The following is a 16516-nucleotide window of genomic DNA, read 5'->3' as shown; positions in this document are numbered from 1 at the left end:
CCATTTCTGAAGAAGAGAGGTGTGCCCGGAAATGACTGCGCTGACGGAAGAGCAGATCGCCGTAACCCTGGGAAAAGTGGCGGGCTGGACGTATGAGGAACGCCGGCTGCAAAAGAGCTTCGTTCAGCCCAACCTCCGCAAGGCCGCCGAATTTGCGGCCGAAGTCTCGAAGCTTGCCGAAAAGCACCGCCACCACCCCGAGCTGCATCTCACCCACACCGGAGTGACCGTGCTGCTCTCCACCGAGTCGGAGGGCGGGGTGACGGGGAAGGATTTTCTCCTGGCGGAGGAAATCGAGAAGCTTCGTTAGACCTGCGGAGGACGAACTCCCTTCGTTCTCTTTTGTTTTATTCGGTTTGTCCTAAAAGTATTCATCGAACTTGTCTTCTTCCCGTTCGCGGATGTACAGCCGTTCGGTGCGCTCTACGGCTTCCCGCTCCAGCTCCGGGAGAAAGTCGAGGCTCCGCTCCAGCCGCTCGACCGCCTTCAGGCTGGGGCTGGTGGCCGGCGATTTGGGCACGAACAGCGTACAGCAGTCCTCGTAGGGGAGGATGGAGATGTCGTACGTCTCAATGGCCTCCGACAGCTTGATGATCTCGGTTTTGTCCGTCATGACCAGCGGGCGCAGAATCGGCAGGCGAATGCCGTCCTGGATCACCTGCATGCTCGGCAGCGTCTGGCTGGCGACTTGGCCCAGGCTTTCGCCCGTAACGATGGCTCCGGCCCGGCGATCGGCCGCAAGCTTCTCGGTGATGCGAAACATGGAGCGGCGCATTAGCGTGATGAGCAGCGAGTCGGTGCGGCTCTGGTTCAGCCGCGTCTGGATTTCCGTGAACGGAACCATGTGCAGGACGATTCGGTCCGGCGTGTAACCCGCCAGCTTGCGGGTCAGGTCGACCACCTTTTGCTTGGCGCGTTCGCTCGTATAGGGGTAGCTGTGAAAATGCACGCCCTCGATCTCCAGCCCGCGGCGCATGGAGAGCCAGCCCGCAACCGGGCTGTCGATGCCGCCGGAGATCATCAGCATCGCCCGGCCGTTCGAGCCGACGGGGTATCCCCCCGTTCCGGGAATGCTCTCGGAAAAGATAAACGCTTCGCTTTGGCGGATATCGACCCGAAGCTCCAGCTCCGGTTGATGGACATCGACCTTCAGCTTGCCGTCGGCATGCCGCAAAATATAACCGCCCACCAGATGACCCAGCTCCTGGGAGGTGTGCGGGAAGGCCTTGTTTGCCCGGTTCGCGGTTACCTTAAAGGTCCGCGGAGCGGGCTCTTGGGCCTGCATCCATTCGAGCGCCCTTCGGCGAATCTCCTCCAGCTCGGGCGTCACCATCAGCGCCGGGCTGTACGAGTACAGCCCGAAGATGCGGTTCAAGCCGGCGGCAACCGGCCCGTACGGCTCTCCGTTCAGCACGAGGTACACGCGGCCGTACTCTTCATGCACGGTCGCCTGCGGGTGAGCCTTCATCAGGTTGGCGATTTGCTCCCGCATCCGCTTCTCGAACCGGCCGCGGTTGCGGCCCTTTAACGTCATTTCCCCCAGCCTGACGATAATCGCTTCCGGCTGCTGCATCAGTCATCTCCCTTTCTTCTTCCGTTCGGTTGAAGCCGGGCCAGCGCCTGCCCGAGCTCATCGGCGAACCGGTCTATCTCGCTTTCGGTCAGGGCCGGCGTATAGCTGACGCGCAGGCCCGCCGCCGCTTCTTCCCGCGGAAGGCCCATCGCCAGCAACACGCGGCTCGGATCGGTCGCATCGGACGAACAGGCCGAGCGGGTGGAGATGTAGATCTCCCTCTCCTCCAGCGCGTGCACCACCACTTCCGGCCGGAGGCCCGGCACCGTGAAATGAACGAGCTGCGGCGCGTAATCCTCCAGCCGGTCCGGCCGGGTCGTCAGCTTCACGCCGGGAAGGGCAGCCAGCCGGTCCAGCAAACGCCGCTGCAGCGCGCGAAGCCTCAGCGTTCCGGCCTCCCGCTCTTCGGCCGCGAGCCGGCAAGCCTTCGCCATGCCGACCAGGAGCGGCACGTTTTCCGTGCCCGAGCGCAGGCCCTGCTCCTGGCCGCCTCCCGACACCAGCGGCAGGAGCTCCACCCCTTCGCGGCGGTAGAGCAGGCCGGTCCCCTTGGGCCCGCCGAACTTGTGCGCCGACACGCTGAGCAGATCGGCTCCCAAGCGGCTGACGTCGCAGTCCAGCTTGCCGTACGCCTGAATGGCATCGATGTGAAACAACGTCCGGGGGCGATCCGCCAGAAGCCGGCCGACGTCCGCCACCGGCTGAATCCGCCCCATTTCATTATTGACATACATTAGGCTTACGAGAATGGTATCGTCCCGTAAAGCCGCCTCCACATCCGTCAAGCGGACCTGCCCCGTCTCGTCGACGGGAAGGATCGTGGTTTCAAAGCCCAGGTCGGCGAGCTGCATCACGCTCTCGTAGACCGAGGCGTGCTCCACGGCGCTGGTAATCACATGCCGGCCGCGGTTCCGAAACCTCAGCGCCGTTCCTTTGATGGCCAGGTTGTTGCTCTCGGAGCCGCTGCCCGTGAAGATCAGTTCCTGCGGCTTGCAGCCGAGCGTCCCGGCCGCGAGCGCGCGCGCCTTGGCGACCAGCTTCTCCGCTTCCAGCCCCAGGCGGTGCAAGGACGACGGATTCCCGAAGTGGGCGGTCATCACCTCCGTCACCGACCGGATCACCTCCGGGCGCGTCGGCGTCGTGGCGCAGTAATCCAAGTAAAGCATGTTCGATTCCTCCTTGGTCTGCCGGTTTGCCCTCAAAAAAAAGAAAAAGATCGACGAGGATCTTTTCTTTCCGGGGTAACCCATGGAATTAGAGAGAATGGCAGCCGATTTATGCTTCGTACAGGGCCTTCTTGCCGAGTACGCTCGTGACGTAGTTCTGGGTTTCCTTCGGCAGGGACGTAAAGTGCTCGGTGAGCTCCGCCCGGTTGGAGATGCCAAGCCGCTGGAGCCGCCCGGGTCCCGCATTATAGGCTGCAAGCGCCACCGCTTCGTCTCCGCCGTATTGAGCCAGAAGCTCGGACAGGAAGCGTGTGCCGCCCTTGATGTTCTGCTCCGGATCGAAGGAGTCGGTCACGCCGAGTCCCGATGCGGTCGAGTCCATGAGCTGCATGAGCCCCTTCGCTCCGGCGCCCGAAACAGCGTAGGGCTGAAACGAAGACTCCTGGTCGATGACCGCTTTGATGAGCGGCTCCGATACGCGATACGTCCGGGCGGCCTCCGCGATGATCGGATCATAGGCGGAAGATCCGCTCAACGCCGCCAGCGTTCCGTAGCTGTTCAAGCGAGCGAGAGCTTCGGAAGCGTTCGTCCGCGAAGAGCTTCCCGTCAGATTGGACGACATCGAGGAACCTGCACCGGTTCCGAACAGGGCCTGGAGTGCGGCATCCGGGTAGGTGGCATATTCCGCCGGAATCACTCCGGTGAGCGACGTTCCCCCGAGCGAATCCGTACCCAAGCCGTTGGCGGCCAAAAGCGATTGCAGCAGGCTGCCGAACGAATCGTCGCCGCCGGAATCGGTGTCGCCCGAATTCCACCAGCTGGAGGTGCCGAGAAGCTGCGTCTGCAGCAATTGGCTGAGGAGCCGCGGATCAATGCTCATGGTGCATGCCATCCTTCCGTACAAGCAAGACTTATCGTCATTGTACACCGGATTCGAGGCGTTTTTCCACATAAAAATGAAAATCCTGCCGATTCCGGGTTACGGTCGTCGGCAGGATTCTCCTTTAGCTGAGGAACGGAAGCACGATCAGGTTGGTTATGGTCGTAACCACGCCGATCAGCACCGCCCACGCTCCGAGCGCCCGGTTGCCCTGGTAGACGGAGACGACACCGAGCACGATGGCAGCGACCCCCAGGATGGCCGGGAACACAAACAAGGACAAAAGTGCCAGCACAAAAGCGCTCCAGCCGAGGATATCCCCTGTGCGGATGCGCGTCTGCGGAGCGGCATCGGCGGCGGTGCCGGCTTCAATCCGGTCCGAGCCGTACGTTTCCGGCGCCGGAGCCGAAAGGCTGTCGCTTCGTCCCAGGTCCCTTCGCATGCCGAGCGGACTGCCGATCGCCGGAGAGCCCGCCGCCAGCTCCGCGGAAAACTCGGCGTCTTCCCTCGTCGCCCGGCCGGATTCCATCTTTTGCTGCAGCCGTTGATAGTCTTCCAGCTTTCCGGGTTCCTTGCGGTCCTGCGGACTATCGGTTCGATCGGGATTCGTTTCGTTCATCGTCCATTCCCCCTTTCAGCACCCGCGCTCAAACGCCGAGACGATCCGGCCTCTGTGCGAAGGTCAGCCCTTGGGCTTGAAGGTATGGCAGCAGGTGGCGGCGCTGGTGGACGCCTGGTCCTTGTGCTCGCTGTCGAACGATTCTCCGGCAAATTCCGCATCATACTGCATGTCGGCGTGCTTGTCGATTTCAATCATGATGGCATCGGCTTGGCAATTGTTGCCCTGCCCCCAAAACTGGCAATTGGCTACGCTGCATTTAACGAGCGGCTTCATGTGGGTCATCACCTCCCACCAGAAGTTTTCCCCCGGCCCGGGCTCCTATACGGGCATAAGCCGCTTCCGCATTCAAACCAAAAAGACCGAACCGCGGCAATCGCCGCAAATCCGGCCCTTCGGCGCCAGGGATTCCCCTGCTTTTCCCTCCGGCGGTAAAGCTCTAGACCTTCTCCCCTTGCATTCGCTTCTGGTTGATATAATCCGTCTCGTAATAGGCGAGATCCTCGCGGAGCTCCTCGAAGATCCGGGACAGCTCGACCGTCAGGTTGCGAACTTCGCGGTTCGGCTTCTTGCGAAAGCGGATCGCATCCTGGCCGGTATAGGCGTAGCGGCCGTCCTCCGAATAGCATTCGTTCTTCGGGTAGAAGAACCGGTTGACGCTTTGATGATACGTATCGTACAGGTTGCGCTCCGCAGCTTCCTCCTGGAACTGGGCGCGGCGCAGGATAACCCCGAGCTTCTCAAAAAGCACTTCGCTGAATACCAGGAGATGCCGGGTATCCTGCAGGTAATCGCGATAAAAATCTTCCATAGCCGGGTCTGCTTCGCCGCTGCCGTGAACCAGCTCCTCCAGGGAATGGCGGTTCAAGAACAGCTCCATCTTCGATATGGCTTCCTTGAGCTTTACGCGCGTGGATTCGCACAAGTCTTTGACATCCGAGCCAGCCATCATCCGTTCCTCCTCGGCGCTTATCGCCTCTCTTGTCCTTCCCATCCTACCATATTTTAAGCGGAAACGGTACCGCCGAAACGCGAGTTCCCATCGGCCGAATGCTCTGCATAAAACCCTCTCCCGGGCCAAACCCTAACGGAAGACACCCAGTCAAGGAAACGGAGGAGAGCAGCCCGTGAAAAGATGGACCTGGGCAGCGATGATCGTGGTGGTGCTCGGCGTTCTGCTGGTCGCGCGCCATGACCGGTTGGACCGCGATAACCGCGCCGCCGAACCGAAACCGAACACCGCCAGCATGGAAAAAACGGCGAAGATGACGACCGTCAAGCAGGATGTACAGTTAACCGAAGAGCTGTGCCGCGTGCAGTGTTTTTCCGATCTGCGGAGTACGGCCGTTCAACTGGGAACGGAGAACCGCGGCGAGGAAAGCGTCTTACTGAAAGCCCGCTTGGCCGGCAACCCCCACCTGGAGTCGCTTGCTTGGTATGCCGGAGGACCGTCGCCTCTCGCCTCGGCGGGAACCCGAATGAGCGACTATCCCGAAGCCTTACGAGCGGAGATCGCAAAGGCGGCCGCCGCCGTCCGAGCCGGACAAGAGTACCGCTCCTCCGCGCTCTCGGCGGGCAATGGGCTGAAAGCCGTGATGGGCGTGCCCGGCGGAAGGGGGGATGGCCTCGTATCGGTGATTCGGCAGGACATTCTGACCAAAATAGAATCCGAATCGCAGCGCAACCTGCGCCTCGAGCTGTATCCGAACCCAAACCGCAAGCCGGGCATGAAAGCGGCCGAAGCCAACAATTTGGCGGAAACGCACGTGCGCGGTCCGGAGGACAACCAGGGCAAGAGCCATTATTACAAAAATCAGATCGTGGTGAAGTTCAAAAAGACCCCCACCGAAAGACAGCTGAAGAAAATTCAACAAGAGCTCGAAGCGTTATCGTACGAAAAGATCATGGACAAAGCCTACGTGTTTACATCCCAGAGGATGGAAACCAAGCAAATGATCCGGTATTTCCGCAAGCACTCTGTCGAGTATGTCGAACCGCACTATCTCTACAATACAAACGAAGCGGCTCCGTCCGGTCCGGCGGGCCAATCCGTCCCATCCCGGTCTCCGGCAAACAAGCCGCTGTCTACGGTCCGTTCTTATGACAGCAGTACCGCAGGAGAGGAGCCGAACGATACCCTATTCGCCCGGTACCAGTGGAACCTGCCGCTGATTCACGCGGAATCCGGCTGGACGATCAACAAGGGCAGCGGCGACTGCATCGTCGCCGTGGTGGACACCGGGGTGGACCTGACTCACCCCGATCTCAAGGACCGGTTGATTTCCGGCTACAACGCCGTGGACAGCTCGAAGCAGCCGACGGACGATGTCGGCCACGGCAGCCATGTCGCCGGCATCATTGCCGCCACCGTCAACAACAGCTTGGGCATCGCCGGCTTGACCTGGAACAACCCGATAATGCCGGTCAAGGTGCTGGACAGCTCAGGCGCAGGCAACGCTTATAATGTGGCGGAAGGCGTGATCTGGGCCACCGACCACGGAGCCAAGGTCATCAACATGAGCCTCGGCAACTATGCCGAGTCCAGCTTCCTGCACGACGCAATCAAGTACGCGTACAACCACGACGTGGTGCTCGTCGCCGCGACCGGCAACGACAATTCCGGCGAACCGGGCTACCCGGCGGCATACCCCGAGGTGCTGGCTGTGGCAGCCACCGACAACGCGAGCAGCAAGGCTTCGTTCTCCAATTACGGTTCCTATGTCGATGTTGCCGCTCCCGGCGTCAACATTGCCAGCACCTATATGAACAACCAATACGCTTCCCTCTCCGGCACATCGATGGCCAGTCCGCATGCCGCTGCACTCGCTGCGCTGATTCGCTCGGCCAATCCGAAGCTGACCAATAAAGAAGTCATGGATCTCATGCGCAGCACGGCGGCGGACCTCGGAGCGTCCGGGCGCGACGACGATTACGGCTATGGCCAGATCGATGTATACCGGGCGCTGGAAGCGGCAGCCGGGGGCACATCCGCTGCGGGAGAAGGAACGGAACAAACGCTTCCCCGGACGGACGGCAACCCGCTTTCCCGGCTGTTGCAGCGGCTGTTTGGCCGCTAAAGCTCCGAATCCTGGGCACATTCCTCTGCAATCGCATATCATGGGGTATCACAGCCAGATAGGATGGGATACCCCATGATTGTTTTTGCCGATGGAAGCCCCCCGATGACCCCCGCCGGACTCCTTCCGGCCGAACAGATGATTCTGGAGAAGATGTCGGCGAACCCGGCCGTCTTTCGCTTCGCTTCCCCCTCTTCCCTGCGCTTTGAACTTCGCATGCGAGCCAACATCCTCGAGAGCGCAGCCGCTCTCGCGCAGAGCGGAGCCCAATTCTCCACCTTCGCCAATTCCACCTGCAACCCGGCGTATTGGACCCGTTCGCCCAAGGGAGCGTTCGAGCTCAGGCCCGATGTCACTCCGGCCGATGCCATTCGCGATATTTTTCGGAACGGATCGCTCTACAGCTTCGAATGCGCCACGGCGATGGTCATCGTGCTGTACCGGGCGGTGATCGAAACGCTGGGCGATGCCGTGTTCAACGATCGCTTTGCGAACCTGGTCCTCTACGACTGGCATTACGACCGCGACCTGAACCTGCGGCGCATTGATCCGGCCTCGGTCCTGCCCGGGGATGTCGTCTATTTCAGCAACCCGGACGTCAATCCGCTTACGCCCTGGTGGATCGGCGAGAACGCGGTGGATATGGGGAACGGCCTGTACTTCGGCCACGGCGTAGGCGTGGTGCCGGGCGATGAAATCATCCGCGCCCTCAACCGCAACCGGGTGCCGTTCAGCACCGTATCGGCCAGCCTCAGCGACAACGTGATCGCACCCGATTTCCGCGTGATGGAGAGCTGGGTGAACGGGTATGGCATGCCGCAAGCCGCGAGCCTCGGATTGCCGCTAAGCCGGACCCTCATGACCGTCCGGATCGGAGAAGCGACGGAGCTCCGCTTCCTGCCGGTCGCCTTTTGATCAGGTGCGGACGTGAATGGACGATCGCGGCTGCAAGAAAAGCGGCTTTTGCCGGGCTACCCGGGCATACGTACAGACCCGGCGGGTACGAATGTCATACAGTATAGGGAAATGCCCGAACCAATGGGCCCGAAAGGAGATCAAGTCCATGTCCAAACCCGAAATGGCCGCTCAGGGCTGCATGAGCTTTCCGCCGATCGTCTGCGAACCGCAGGTCGTCTGCCGCGACTTTTATCACCCGCGGCCGCAGCCGGTTATCCATCCGATCGAGATCATCAATCGCCATCACTTCGTTCCGGTCCCGCAGCATTACTTCACGGTGACCGAGCGCAATGTGGCGGTGCCGCCGCTGCCCACCGTGCCGGTATCGACGCTTCCCGCCGGCGCAACGCCCTATTCCGCCGGAGCGGTCCCCGGCGCTCTGCCGCAAGCGATGGGCACCCAGCCGTTCTTCCGCAAATGACCGCCCGCCGGCGTTCCGGCGCGGGAACGGCAACGTTTCCGCGCCGGGCGCGATCCGGATCGCGGCTAGCCGACGGACGGCGGCCGACCGGACGAAGCATCGGCTCCCCTTCAAGAACGACCAAAGCCCGCAGCATCAAGGAGAAATCCTTGAGCTGCGGGCTTTGGTCAGTCCGGAAAGCTTGCCGTAAGCCGGGTTCTGTACTTCCGGCGGTGATAACGGGTTTCCCCTCCCGCCATTGAAGCGACAATCATCTATCTACGCCGTCCATTGCTGAACGGCTCCAGCGACCAACCCGGACGCGCCTCGGGCAAAGGCTTGGGTGCAGTTGACTGCTCCCCGCGTCCCATTAGGTCTTGCTCCAGATGGGGTTTACCAGGCGCTATGTCACCATAGCCCCTCGTGGTCTCTTACACCACGGTTCCACCCTTGCCTGATCCCGTCCTTACGGACGGGCCATCGGCGGTCCATTTCTGTGGCACTATCCTTCAACTCGCGCTGACTGGACGTTATCCAGCATCCTGCCCTATGGAGCCCGGACTTTCCTCCCGCGGTGACCCGCCGGCGATTGTCTGTCAAACTTTCCGAACACGAATCTATAGTATACACGTCCTTCCCCTTTCGCGCAACTGTCGACTGCTGGAAGGCGCTTGTCCCGGTTTTTCTTCAATGCTATACTTTTGGAAAAACCGCGGCGGCTGACGTCACGCCGGGGGAGGAGCCAGAACAATTGGACAATCATCCATACGATTTTGACCGGGTAATCAGCCGGGACGGAACGCATTCCCTCAAATGGAATTACGCCAAGGAGATGACCGGAGCCGAGGATGTCCTGCCCATGTGGGTGGCGGACATGGACTTTGAGACCGTCCCGGCCGTATCCGAAGCCATTCGGGAGCGGACCCGGCATGGCATTTACGGCTATACGCGGAACTCGCCGACGTATTACGAAGCGATCTTGGACTGGAACCGGCGCAGGCACGGCTGGGAAGCGGAGCGCGACTGGATCGTCCAGACGAACGGCGTGGTCAACGCCCTGTATACCGCCGTGCGGGCGTTCACCGAGCCGGGAGACGGCGTGCTGGTGCAGCCGCCCGTGTATCCGCCTTTCTACAAGGCGATTCAGCGAAAGGGCCGGGCCGTCATCTCGAATCCGCTGAAGCCCGTCGGCGGCCGGTACGAGCTCGATTTGGAGGATTTCGAGGAGAAGCTGAAATCCGGCAAGGTCAAGCTGTTCCTGCTCTGCAACCCGCATAATCCGGTGGGCCGGGTGTTTACCCGCGAGGAGCTGACGGCGATGGGCGAATTGTGTCTCCGGCATGGAGTGACGGTCGTGTCCGACGAAATTCACGGCGATCTCGTCTACCGGCCGAACCGCCACATTCCGTTCGCCGCCCTGTCGCCGGAGCTTTCCGCCATCTCGGTCGTCTGCACGGCGCCCAGCAAGACCTTCAATCTGGCGGGACTCGCCAATTCCAACATCTTCATCCCGGACAAGGCGCTGCGCCGCCGCTTCGAGGAGGCGGCGGACGATACCGCCCAAAGGAGCTTCAATCTCTTCGGCGCAATCGCCAGCGAGGCCGCTTACCGGCAGGGCGAGGCCTGGTTGGAGCAGTTGCTTCCGTATCTCTTGGGCAACCTGCGGTTTGCGGCGGATTTTCTCCGCGAACGGCTGCCCGGTCTCCGCGTCTATGAGCCGGAAGGAACCTACTTCCTCTGGGTGGACTGCCGGAGCTTGCAGCTGGACAATCGCCGGTTGGAGCGCTTCCTGCTGCACACGGCCGGGCTGTGGTTCAATCAGGGCTATACCTTCGGCTCTGAAGGAGACGGCTTCATCCGCATCAACCTGGCCTGCCGCCGGGCGATCGTCGAGGAGGCGATGAGCCGGCTCGAACGTGCCGTCCTCTCCCTGGAGGCCGACCGGCGGTAAAGCATAAAAAACGGGTCCCCCGAATGGGGAAACCCGTTTTTTTTGCTTTACCGCAACCGGAACACTTCCGTATCGACGGCGGAAGCGATCGCCTGCGTGGCGGTCTTCCGCTCCGCAAAGCGGGCGTTCAGGTAATCGGCCACGCCCTTCTTCATGATCTTCTCGGCGTTGTGGCCGGGATCGATCAAGCACATGCCCGCTGCGAGCGCATCATGCGCCGTATGGTAATCGATATCGCCGGTCACCAGCACATCCGCTCCGGCGAATTGAGCCTTCGTCACATAGTGTGAGCCCATGCCGCCCAGCACCGCCGCCTTGCGGATAACGGTGTCGCCGCGGCCGACGATCCGCACGAACGGCACCTCGAAGCCCTGCTTCACCCGATCCGCCAGCTCGTCCAGCGTGCAGGGCTCCGGCAAGCGGCCGACCCGCCCCAAGCCGTAGACGGGACCGGGCAGCTCGAGCGCATAGACATCGTAAGCCGGCTCCTCGTAGGGATGGGCGGCCAGCATCGCCTTGACCGCACGGCGCTCCAGGGTTTCCGGAACGATGGTTTCCAGCCGAATCTCCGCCGCCCGCTCCAGCTTCCCCGGCTCGCCGAGGTAGGGATTCGTTCCCGCCTCCGGCCGAAACGTGCCGGTTCCTTCCTGGCGGAAGCTGCAATGGCTGTAGCGGCCGATCTGTCCCGCGCCCGCCCGGAAGAGCGCATCGGCGACGGCGTCGGCGTGATCCGCGGGTACGTACACGACGACTTTGCGCAGCGGCTCCGTGTAAGTCGGGTCCAGCGGGACCGTGTCGGAGAGGCCGAGCGCCTCGGCCATCCGGTCGTTGATGCCGCCGATCGCGGCATCCAGGTTGGTATGCGCCACATAGACGGCGATGTCGTGCTTGATCAGCTTCTCGAACACCCGCCCGGCCGGAGTGTCCGTGCGCAGGTTCTTGAGCGGTCGATAGATCGGCGCATGATGGGCGATGATCAGCTCCGCCCCCTCGCGCACGGCTTCGTCCGCCACCTCCTCGGTCACATCGAGGGCGACGAGAACCTTGTCGACGTCCTTGCCGAGCGAACCTACCTGCAGCCCGATCCGGTCGTCCTCGACAGCGAGCCGTTTCGGCGCCATCTCCTCCATCAGGGACACGACGACTTGTCCATTCACGAACATGCCAGCACCTCCTCGATCTTTGCGATGTCCCGACGCACCGCTTCGCGCCGCTCGGCGGAGGCGGGCAGCGCCGATTCGGCGAGCTGCCGCTCCACATGCCGCCATTTGTCCAGCTCTCGCCGCCATTTGCGGCGGAACACTTCTCCACCGGCCGCGATCAGATATGGACCAAAGCGCAGGAGCGCTTCCCGATCCAGAACGCCGCCAGCGCCCGGGTCGGCCGGATCGCCGGTTATGCTCGGACTTCCCGCCTCCATGCGGACCCCGGTACCTCCGACCGCCCGTTCCCGGTATAGCGCTTCATTGCGTTCTGCGGCATCCTCCCGCCGCTCCGCAACCAGAATCTCGTAGATCTTGCCGTCTTCCTCCAGAATCTCCTCAGCGGCGAGCCACCAGCCGTTCGCCAGCAGATAGCGGCGGACCTGATCCTCGCCGACATTGGGTTGAAGCACCAGGCGCTGCACTCCGGCGAGCCGGTCTTCTCCCGCTTCCAGAATGCTGACGATCAGCGCGCCGCCCATGCCGGCGACGGTGACGACATCCGCTTCCCCGGGCGCAAGCACCGCCAGCCCGTCGCCCTTGCGGACGGAGATGAGCGAATCCAAGCCCGATTCGCGCACCTGGCGGCAGGCCGCTTCATAAGGCCCGCCATTGACTTCCCCGGCGATCCCGGCGGCAATCTTGCCTCGCTCCGCCAAATAGACCGGCAGCAAAGCATGGTCGGAGCCGATGTCGGCGAGCCGGCTTCCCGCGGGAACCCGGTCTGCGATCGCCGTAAGCCGTATCGAAAGAGTTACCATAGCATCAACCGATCCATTCTATCCATTTTTTGCGTGAAGCATAGAGGGCAAGCCCGGCTACCGCGATCTTGGCAGCCAGCAAGCCCTGCAGTCCGGTGGGCGCAAGCTCCGTGGCCAGCAGCCCGTAGATCTCGGGAGCGAGCCACAGCGAAGCGCCGGTTGCGAGCAGGACCTGCCCGTTCTGCCGGCTTCGGTTCAAGAGCATGAGACCCGTCCAGCCGATGACCAGGCCAAGCGGCAGCCAACTGAGCTGAAGGCGGGCCATTCCTGCGGCCGAACCCGAGTGGTGGAGCAGCCAGCCGTACAAGAGCGCCAGCACGCCCCAGCCGCTGAAGTGAAAGGCGGAGAAGCGGGAAGCGATCCCTGTCGCCATCCAGAACAGCGCGACCATCAGGAAGAACAGGCCGTAGACGAACTGCCTGGGTTCGGTGCCGCTCAGAAAATAGAAGGCCGCCCCCGGCGCCGTGAGAGCTCCCGCTGCGAGCAGCGCAAAGGAAAGCTGCGGCTTGCGGTGCCGAAACCGGGTCCCCGCCAAGTAAAATGCCAGCACCAGAACCGCGGAAACGGCGATTTGCAAGGGCTCCGGAAAAGAGGTAAAATAAAAACCAATGTAACAGATGATTCCAACTATGGCGATGATTAGGAGCCATGTGCGCGGACGCGCATTTACGATCCGGTCCGAGGGGATGCCGAGTATCGGCTTTGCGCCTTCCGCCTCCGGGGTCCGATACAGATTTTGCAGAAAATCGCAGTACTGCTCGGGCAGCAGCCGGTTGCGCCGCCAATGCTCGATCTCTTGAACGATGATACGGCGTTTCTCCGTATCCATCTTCATCGCCTCCCCTGTCCCATCGAAAAAAAAGACCTTTCCCCTGATAGCAAAAGGTCAGGTGCAGCCCATCTGCGGCAAGCCGCCGGGACTGCTTATTCGAGAAAGTCCTTCAGCCGCTTGCTGCGGCTCGGATGACGCAGCTTGCGAAGCGCCTTGGCTTCGATTTGGCGGATGCGTTCGCGGGTAACGCCGAACACCTTGCCGACCTCCTCCAGCGTCCGGGTCCGGCCGTCGTCCAGCCCGAAGCGCAAGCGCAGCACGTTCTCCTCGCGCTCGGTCAAGGTATCGAGCACGTCCTCCAGCTGTTCCTTCAGCAGCTCGTAGGCGGCGGCATCGGCCGGAGCCAGAGCCTCCTGGTCCTCGATGAAGTCGCCCAGGTGGGAATCGTCCTCTTCGCCGATCGGGGTCTCCAGTGAAACCGGTTCTTGCGCGATCTTCATGATCTCGCGAACCTTCTCCGTGGAAAGCTCCATTTCCTTGGCGATTTCCTCCGGCATCGGCTCGCGGCCGAGCTCCTGAAGCAATTGCCGGGAGACGCGAATCAGCTTGTTGATCGTCTCGACCATATGGACCGGAATGCGGATGGTCCTCGCTTGGTCGGCGATGGCGCGGGTGATGGCCTGGCGAATCCACCAGGTCGCATAGGTACTGAATTTAAAGCCTTTCTCATGGTCGAATTTCTCGACGGCCTTGATCAGCCCCATATTGCCCTCCTGGATCAGATCCAGGAACAGCATGCCCCGTCCGACATACCGCTTGGCGATGCTGACGACGAGCCGCAGGTTGGCTTCCGCCAGACGGCGCTTGGCTTCCTCGTCTCCGTTGCCGATCCGCTTGGCCAACTCGATCTCTTCCTCGGCGGACAGCAGCGGAACCCGGCCGATCTCCTTCAGATACATGCGAACCGGGTCGTTGATCTTGATCCCCGGCGGAAGCGACAGGTCGTCGTCGAAGTTGAACTCGTCTCCCTCGTGATCCTCCCCGCGCCCCATCGGCATGTCCTCGTCGTCGTTTTCGTTGCCGACCTCAATGCCCAGTTCCCCGAGCTGTTCGAAGAATTCATCGATCTGGTCCGGATCCTGATCAAAGGGAGCGAGCCGTTCCATGATGTCCTTATACGTCAGAGACGAGCGCTTCTTGCCGAGCTCGATCAACTGCTCCTTTACCTGATCCAGGGTAAGTTCCGTTTCCACTCGGGTGTGTTGGTCGTTTGCCATGAATCTTCTCCCTCCTCCCCGGAACGTCTCAAGCGTTGTCATGTCCGAATGATTTCAACTGCTTTTCCAGGGTTATAATCTCACTTGCAATTTTGGCGGCCAACATCACGTCGCCGGCTTTGCTGGCGCTGGCCATCTCTTCTTTTTTTTGTCGGATGGCCTGCCCGCGGAATTCTTTGCGAATCTGGCTGATGTAATCGTCGATGACCTGCTGGTTGGTCTCCGGCAGCGTCTTCATCAGGATCGCACCGGCCGCCGTCTCCAGCCGTTCGTCCTGCAAAGTCGCCAGATAGCGGCTGGCATTCGGAGGATTTCCCTGGGCGTAATAAGCGTACAAATAAGCAGCAAGCGCCGCGTGGGTATCCGATATAAATTCATCCCCGATTTGGTCCCGGACGTATTCGGCTACGTCCCGGTCGTGCATCATCACCCCGAGCAGCAAAACCTCGGCGTTGTGCGAAGCGCGACCCGGGGAGGGATGTCTTCCCGCACCGTTCCCGTTATTTCTACCATTATTCCACGAAATTTCTTTATTATCCCTGTTCTCTCTCTTTTTGAGGAATTCCTGCCTGGCAAAAGCGACCTCCTGCTTGAACCCGTCCGGGCCCGCGCCGAATTCGGAGGTGAGCTCCATGGCGTAATGCTCGCGCTCCAAGGGTGAAGCGAGCTCGGCCACCAGCTTGGCGGCCGTCTCCAGGTACCTCAGCCGCCCATCCTCGCTCGACAGGTTGAAATTTCTCCGCACGTACTGCAGCCGGTAACGAACGGAGCTGACGGCCCCTTCGATAATCTCTTTGCGAAAACGCCCCGGCCCGTAAGCGGCAATGAATTCATCGGGGTCCTTGGCTTCCGGCAGCATCGCGACGCGCACCAGAAGCCCCGTCTTTTCCAGCATGGCGAGGGCTTTGTAGGCGGCGTTCTGTCCCGCGCTGTCGCCGTCGTAACAGATCAACACTTCGTCCGCGTTGCGGCGGAGGATGGCGCAATGTTCCTCGGTGAGCGCCGTGCCCATCGTCGCAACTCCGTTCTCGACTCCCGCTTCCCACGCTTTGATCACGTCCAGATAGCCTTCAAACAGCACGATCTGGCCGGTCTTGCGGATTTGCGGCCGGGCGCGGTGAAAATTGTACAGATTGTGGCTTTTGCTGAACAAGGGCGATTCCGGACTGTTGAGGTACTTCGGCTGAATGTCTCCCAGAGCTCTGCCGGCGAAGGCAATGACTTTCCCCTTGAAGTCGTGAATCGGAAAAATCAACCGGTCCCGAAACTTGTCCAGATACCCGTTCCCGTCCGATTTGGCGGAAACCAGCCCTCCTTTCTCGCACAGGGGCAGCGAGAAGCCCCTCTTGTCCAGTTGCTGTGCCAGCAGGTCCCAGCTGTCGGCCGCGCAGCCAATGCCGAAGGTCTCGATCAGCTTCTGGGACACACCCCGGTTTCTCACGTAATTCAGGGCTTTTTGCCCTTGCTTGGTGCTCACCAATATATATTGGTAAAGACGGGATGCCAATTCATGCGCCGCGAACAAATTCTCGCGTTCCTTGCGCTCCGGCGCGGATTCCCGCGGCTCTCCGCCCCAATCGGTGGGGAGGCCCGCTTCCTCGGCCAGCTGCCGAACCGCTTCCGGATACGTATATCCTTCCATCTCCATGACGAAGCGAATGAGATTGCCCGTTGCCCGGCATCCGAAGCAGTAGTAAATCTGCCGCTCGGGGTTGACGCTGAAGGACGGCGTCTTTTCCGAGTGAAAGGGACAAAGCCCCTTGAGATACTTCCCCTGCTTCTTCAGATGAACATACTTGCCGACCACGTCGGCGATGTCATGCCGTTTCAGGACCGACTCAATCACTTCATCCGGTATGCGTCCATAGCTCATTCTTATCA

The 16516-nt window shown here is 61.3% G+C and carries 16 protein-coding genes and 1 other RNA gene; 5 read left to right on the top strand and 12 right to left on the bottom strand.

Annotated features, from left to right (window positions below; all coding sequences use genetic code 11):
• Window positions 1-31: 31 nt before the first annotated feature.
• Complete coding sequence (locus ACSEXS_RS11580) at window positions 32-310, top strand: 4a-hydroxytetrahydrobiopterin dehydratase (protein WP_438433382.1); 279 nt, start codon at window positions 32-34, stop codon at window positions 308-310.
• Between the two features lie 51 nt (window positions 311-361).
• On the opposite strand, the gene thiI is transcribed toward ACSEXS_RS11580, so the two are convergent.
• The 6 genes from thiI to ACSEXS_RS11550 form a co-directional block, all read right to left on the bottom strand.
• Entirely contained in the window at window positions 362-1573 is a 1212-nt protein-coding gene (gene thiI / locus ACSEXS_RS11575; RefSeq protein WP_438433381.1) for a tRNA uracil 4-sulfurtransferase ThiI, read from the bottom strand.
• The gene (locus tag ACSEXS_RS11570; protein WP_438433380.1) at window positions 1573-2739 is read right to left on the bottom strand and encodes a cysteine desulfurase family protein; all 1167 of its coding nucleotides are present in this window, start codon (window positions 2737-2739) and stop codon (window positions 1573-1575) included. The genes thiI and ACSEXS_RS11570 overlap by 1 nt, the downstream gene beginning before the upstream one ends.
• 109 nt (window positions 2740-2848) lie before the next feature.
• Window positions 2849-3619, bottom strand: a complete 771-nt coding sequence (locus tag ACSEXS_RS11565; RefSeq protein ID WP_438433379.1) for a lytic transglycosylase domain-containing protein — start codon at window positions 3617-3619, stop codon at window positions 2849-2851.
• Between the two features lie 124 nt (window positions 3620-3743).
• Window positions 3744-4238 (bottom strand): hypothetical protein, encoded by a 495-nt coding sequence (locus tag ACSEXS_RS11560; protein ID WP_438433378.1) that lies wholly within the window; start codon window positions 4236-4238, stop codon window positions 3744-3746.
• 63 nt (window positions 4239-4301) lie between these two features.
• Window positions 4302-4514 carry a DUF1540 domain-containing protein gene (locus ACSEXS_RS11555; RefSeq protein ID WP_438433377.1) on the bottom strand — a complete coding sequence of 71 codons (213 nt, stop codon included), beginning with the start codon at window positions 4512-4514 and terminating at the stop codon, window positions 4302-4304.
• A 163-nt stretch (window positions 4515-4677) separates the two neighbouring features.
• Entirely contained in the window at window positions 4678-5187 is a 510-nt protein-coding gene (locus tag ACSEXS_RS11550) for a DUF3907 family protein (RefSeq protein WP_438433376.1), read from the bottom strand.
• A 178-nt stretch (window positions 5188-5365) separates the two neighbouring features.
• Here ACSEXS_RS11550 and ACSEXS_RS11545 point away from each other — a divergent pair, with 178 nt between their 5' ends.
• From ACSEXS_RS11545 to ACSEXS_RS11535, 3 genes are all read left to right on the top strand, one after another.
• On the top strand, window positions 5366-7315 hold the full coding sequence (locus ACSEXS_RS11545; RefSeq protein WP_438433375.1) for a S8 family peptidase: 1950 nt from the start codon (window positions 5366-5368) through the stop codon (window positions 7313-7315).
• A 75-nt stretch (window positions 7316-7390) separates the two neighbouring features.
• On the top strand, window positions 7391-8230 hold the full coding sequence (locus ACSEXS_RS11540) for a protein-glutamine gamma-glutamyltransferase (protein ID WP_438433374.1): 840 nt from the start codon (window positions 7391-7393) through the stop codon (window positions 8228-8230).
• A gap of 148 nt (window positions 8231-8378) precedes the next feature.
• Window positions 8379-8693, top strand: coding sequence for a hypothetical protein (locus ACSEXS_RS11535; protein ID WP_438433373.1), 315 nt, complete (start codon window positions 8379-8381; stop codon window positions 8691-8693).
• Window positions 8694-8865: 172 nt separating this feature from the next.
• On the opposite strand, the gene rnpB is transcribed toward ACSEXS_RS11535, so the two are convergent.
• Window positions 8866-9277, bottom strand: an RNA gene (gene rnpB / locus ACSEXS_RS11530) — RNase P RNA component class A.
• A gap of 146 nt (window positions 9278-9423) precedes the next feature.
• Between rnpB and ACSEXS_RS11525 the strand changes: the two genes are divergently transcribed.
• The gene (locus ACSEXS_RS11525) at window positions 9424-10623 is read left to right on the top strand and encodes a MalY/PatB family protein (protein WP_438433372.1); all 1200 of its coding nucleotides are present in this window, start codon (window positions 9424-9426) and stop codon (window positions 10621-10623) included.
• 47 nt (window positions 10624-10670) lie between these two features.
• Here ACSEXS_RS11525 and ACSEXS_RS11520 read toward each other — a convergent pair whose 3' ends face one another.
• The 5 genes from ACSEXS_RS11520 to dnaG all read right to left on the bottom strand — a co-directional run bounded on the left by ACSEXS_RS11520 (window position 10671) and on the right by dnaG (window position 16508).
• Complete coding sequence (locus tag ACSEXS_RS11520; RefSeq protein WP_438433371.1) at window positions 10671-11786, bottom strand: Nif3-like dinuclear metal center hexameric protein; 1116 nt, start codon at window positions 11784-11786, stop codon at window positions 10671-10673.
• On the bottom strand, window positions 11777-12586 hold the full coding sequence (locus ACSEXS_RS11515) for a tRNA (adenine(22)-N(1))-methyltransferase (RefSeq protein WP_438433370.1): 810 nt from the start codon (window positions 12584-12586) through the stop codon (window positions 11777-11779). Before ACSEXS_RS11515 ends, ACSEXS_RS11520 begins: the two co-directional genes overlap by 10 nt.
• 4 nt (window positions 12587-12590) lie before the next feature.
• Window positions 12591-13415: a hypothetical protein gene (locus ACSEXS_RS11510; protein WP_438433369.1), complete on the bottom strand. Its 825-nt coding sequence runs from the start codon at window positions 13413-13415 to the stop codon at window positions 12591-12593.
• A gap of 95 nt (window positions 13416-13510) precedes the next feature.
• Window positions 13511-14635: an RNA polymerase sigma factor RpoD gene (rpoD, locus tag ACSEXS_RS11505; protein WP_438433368.1), complete on the bottom strand. Its 1125-nt coding sequence runs from the start codon at window positions 14633-14635 to the stop codon at window positions 13511-13513.
• 28 nt (window positions 14636-14663) lie between these two features.
• The gene (dnaG, locus tag ACSEXS_RS11500) at window positions 14664-16508 is read right to left on the bottom strand and encodes a DNA primase (protein WP_438433367.1); all 1845 of its coding nucleotides are present in this window, start codon (window positions 16506-16508) and stop codon (window positions 14664-14666) included.
• Window positions 16509-16516 lie beyond the last annotated feature (8 nt).

The organism is Gorillibacterium terrae (assembly GCF_051594785.1).
GTDB lineage: Bacteria > Bacillota > Bacilli > Paenibacillales > NBRC-103111 > Gorillibacterium.
Note: the sequence above shows the minus strand (reverse complement) of the source record. Positions and strands in the feature narration are given on the sequence as shown.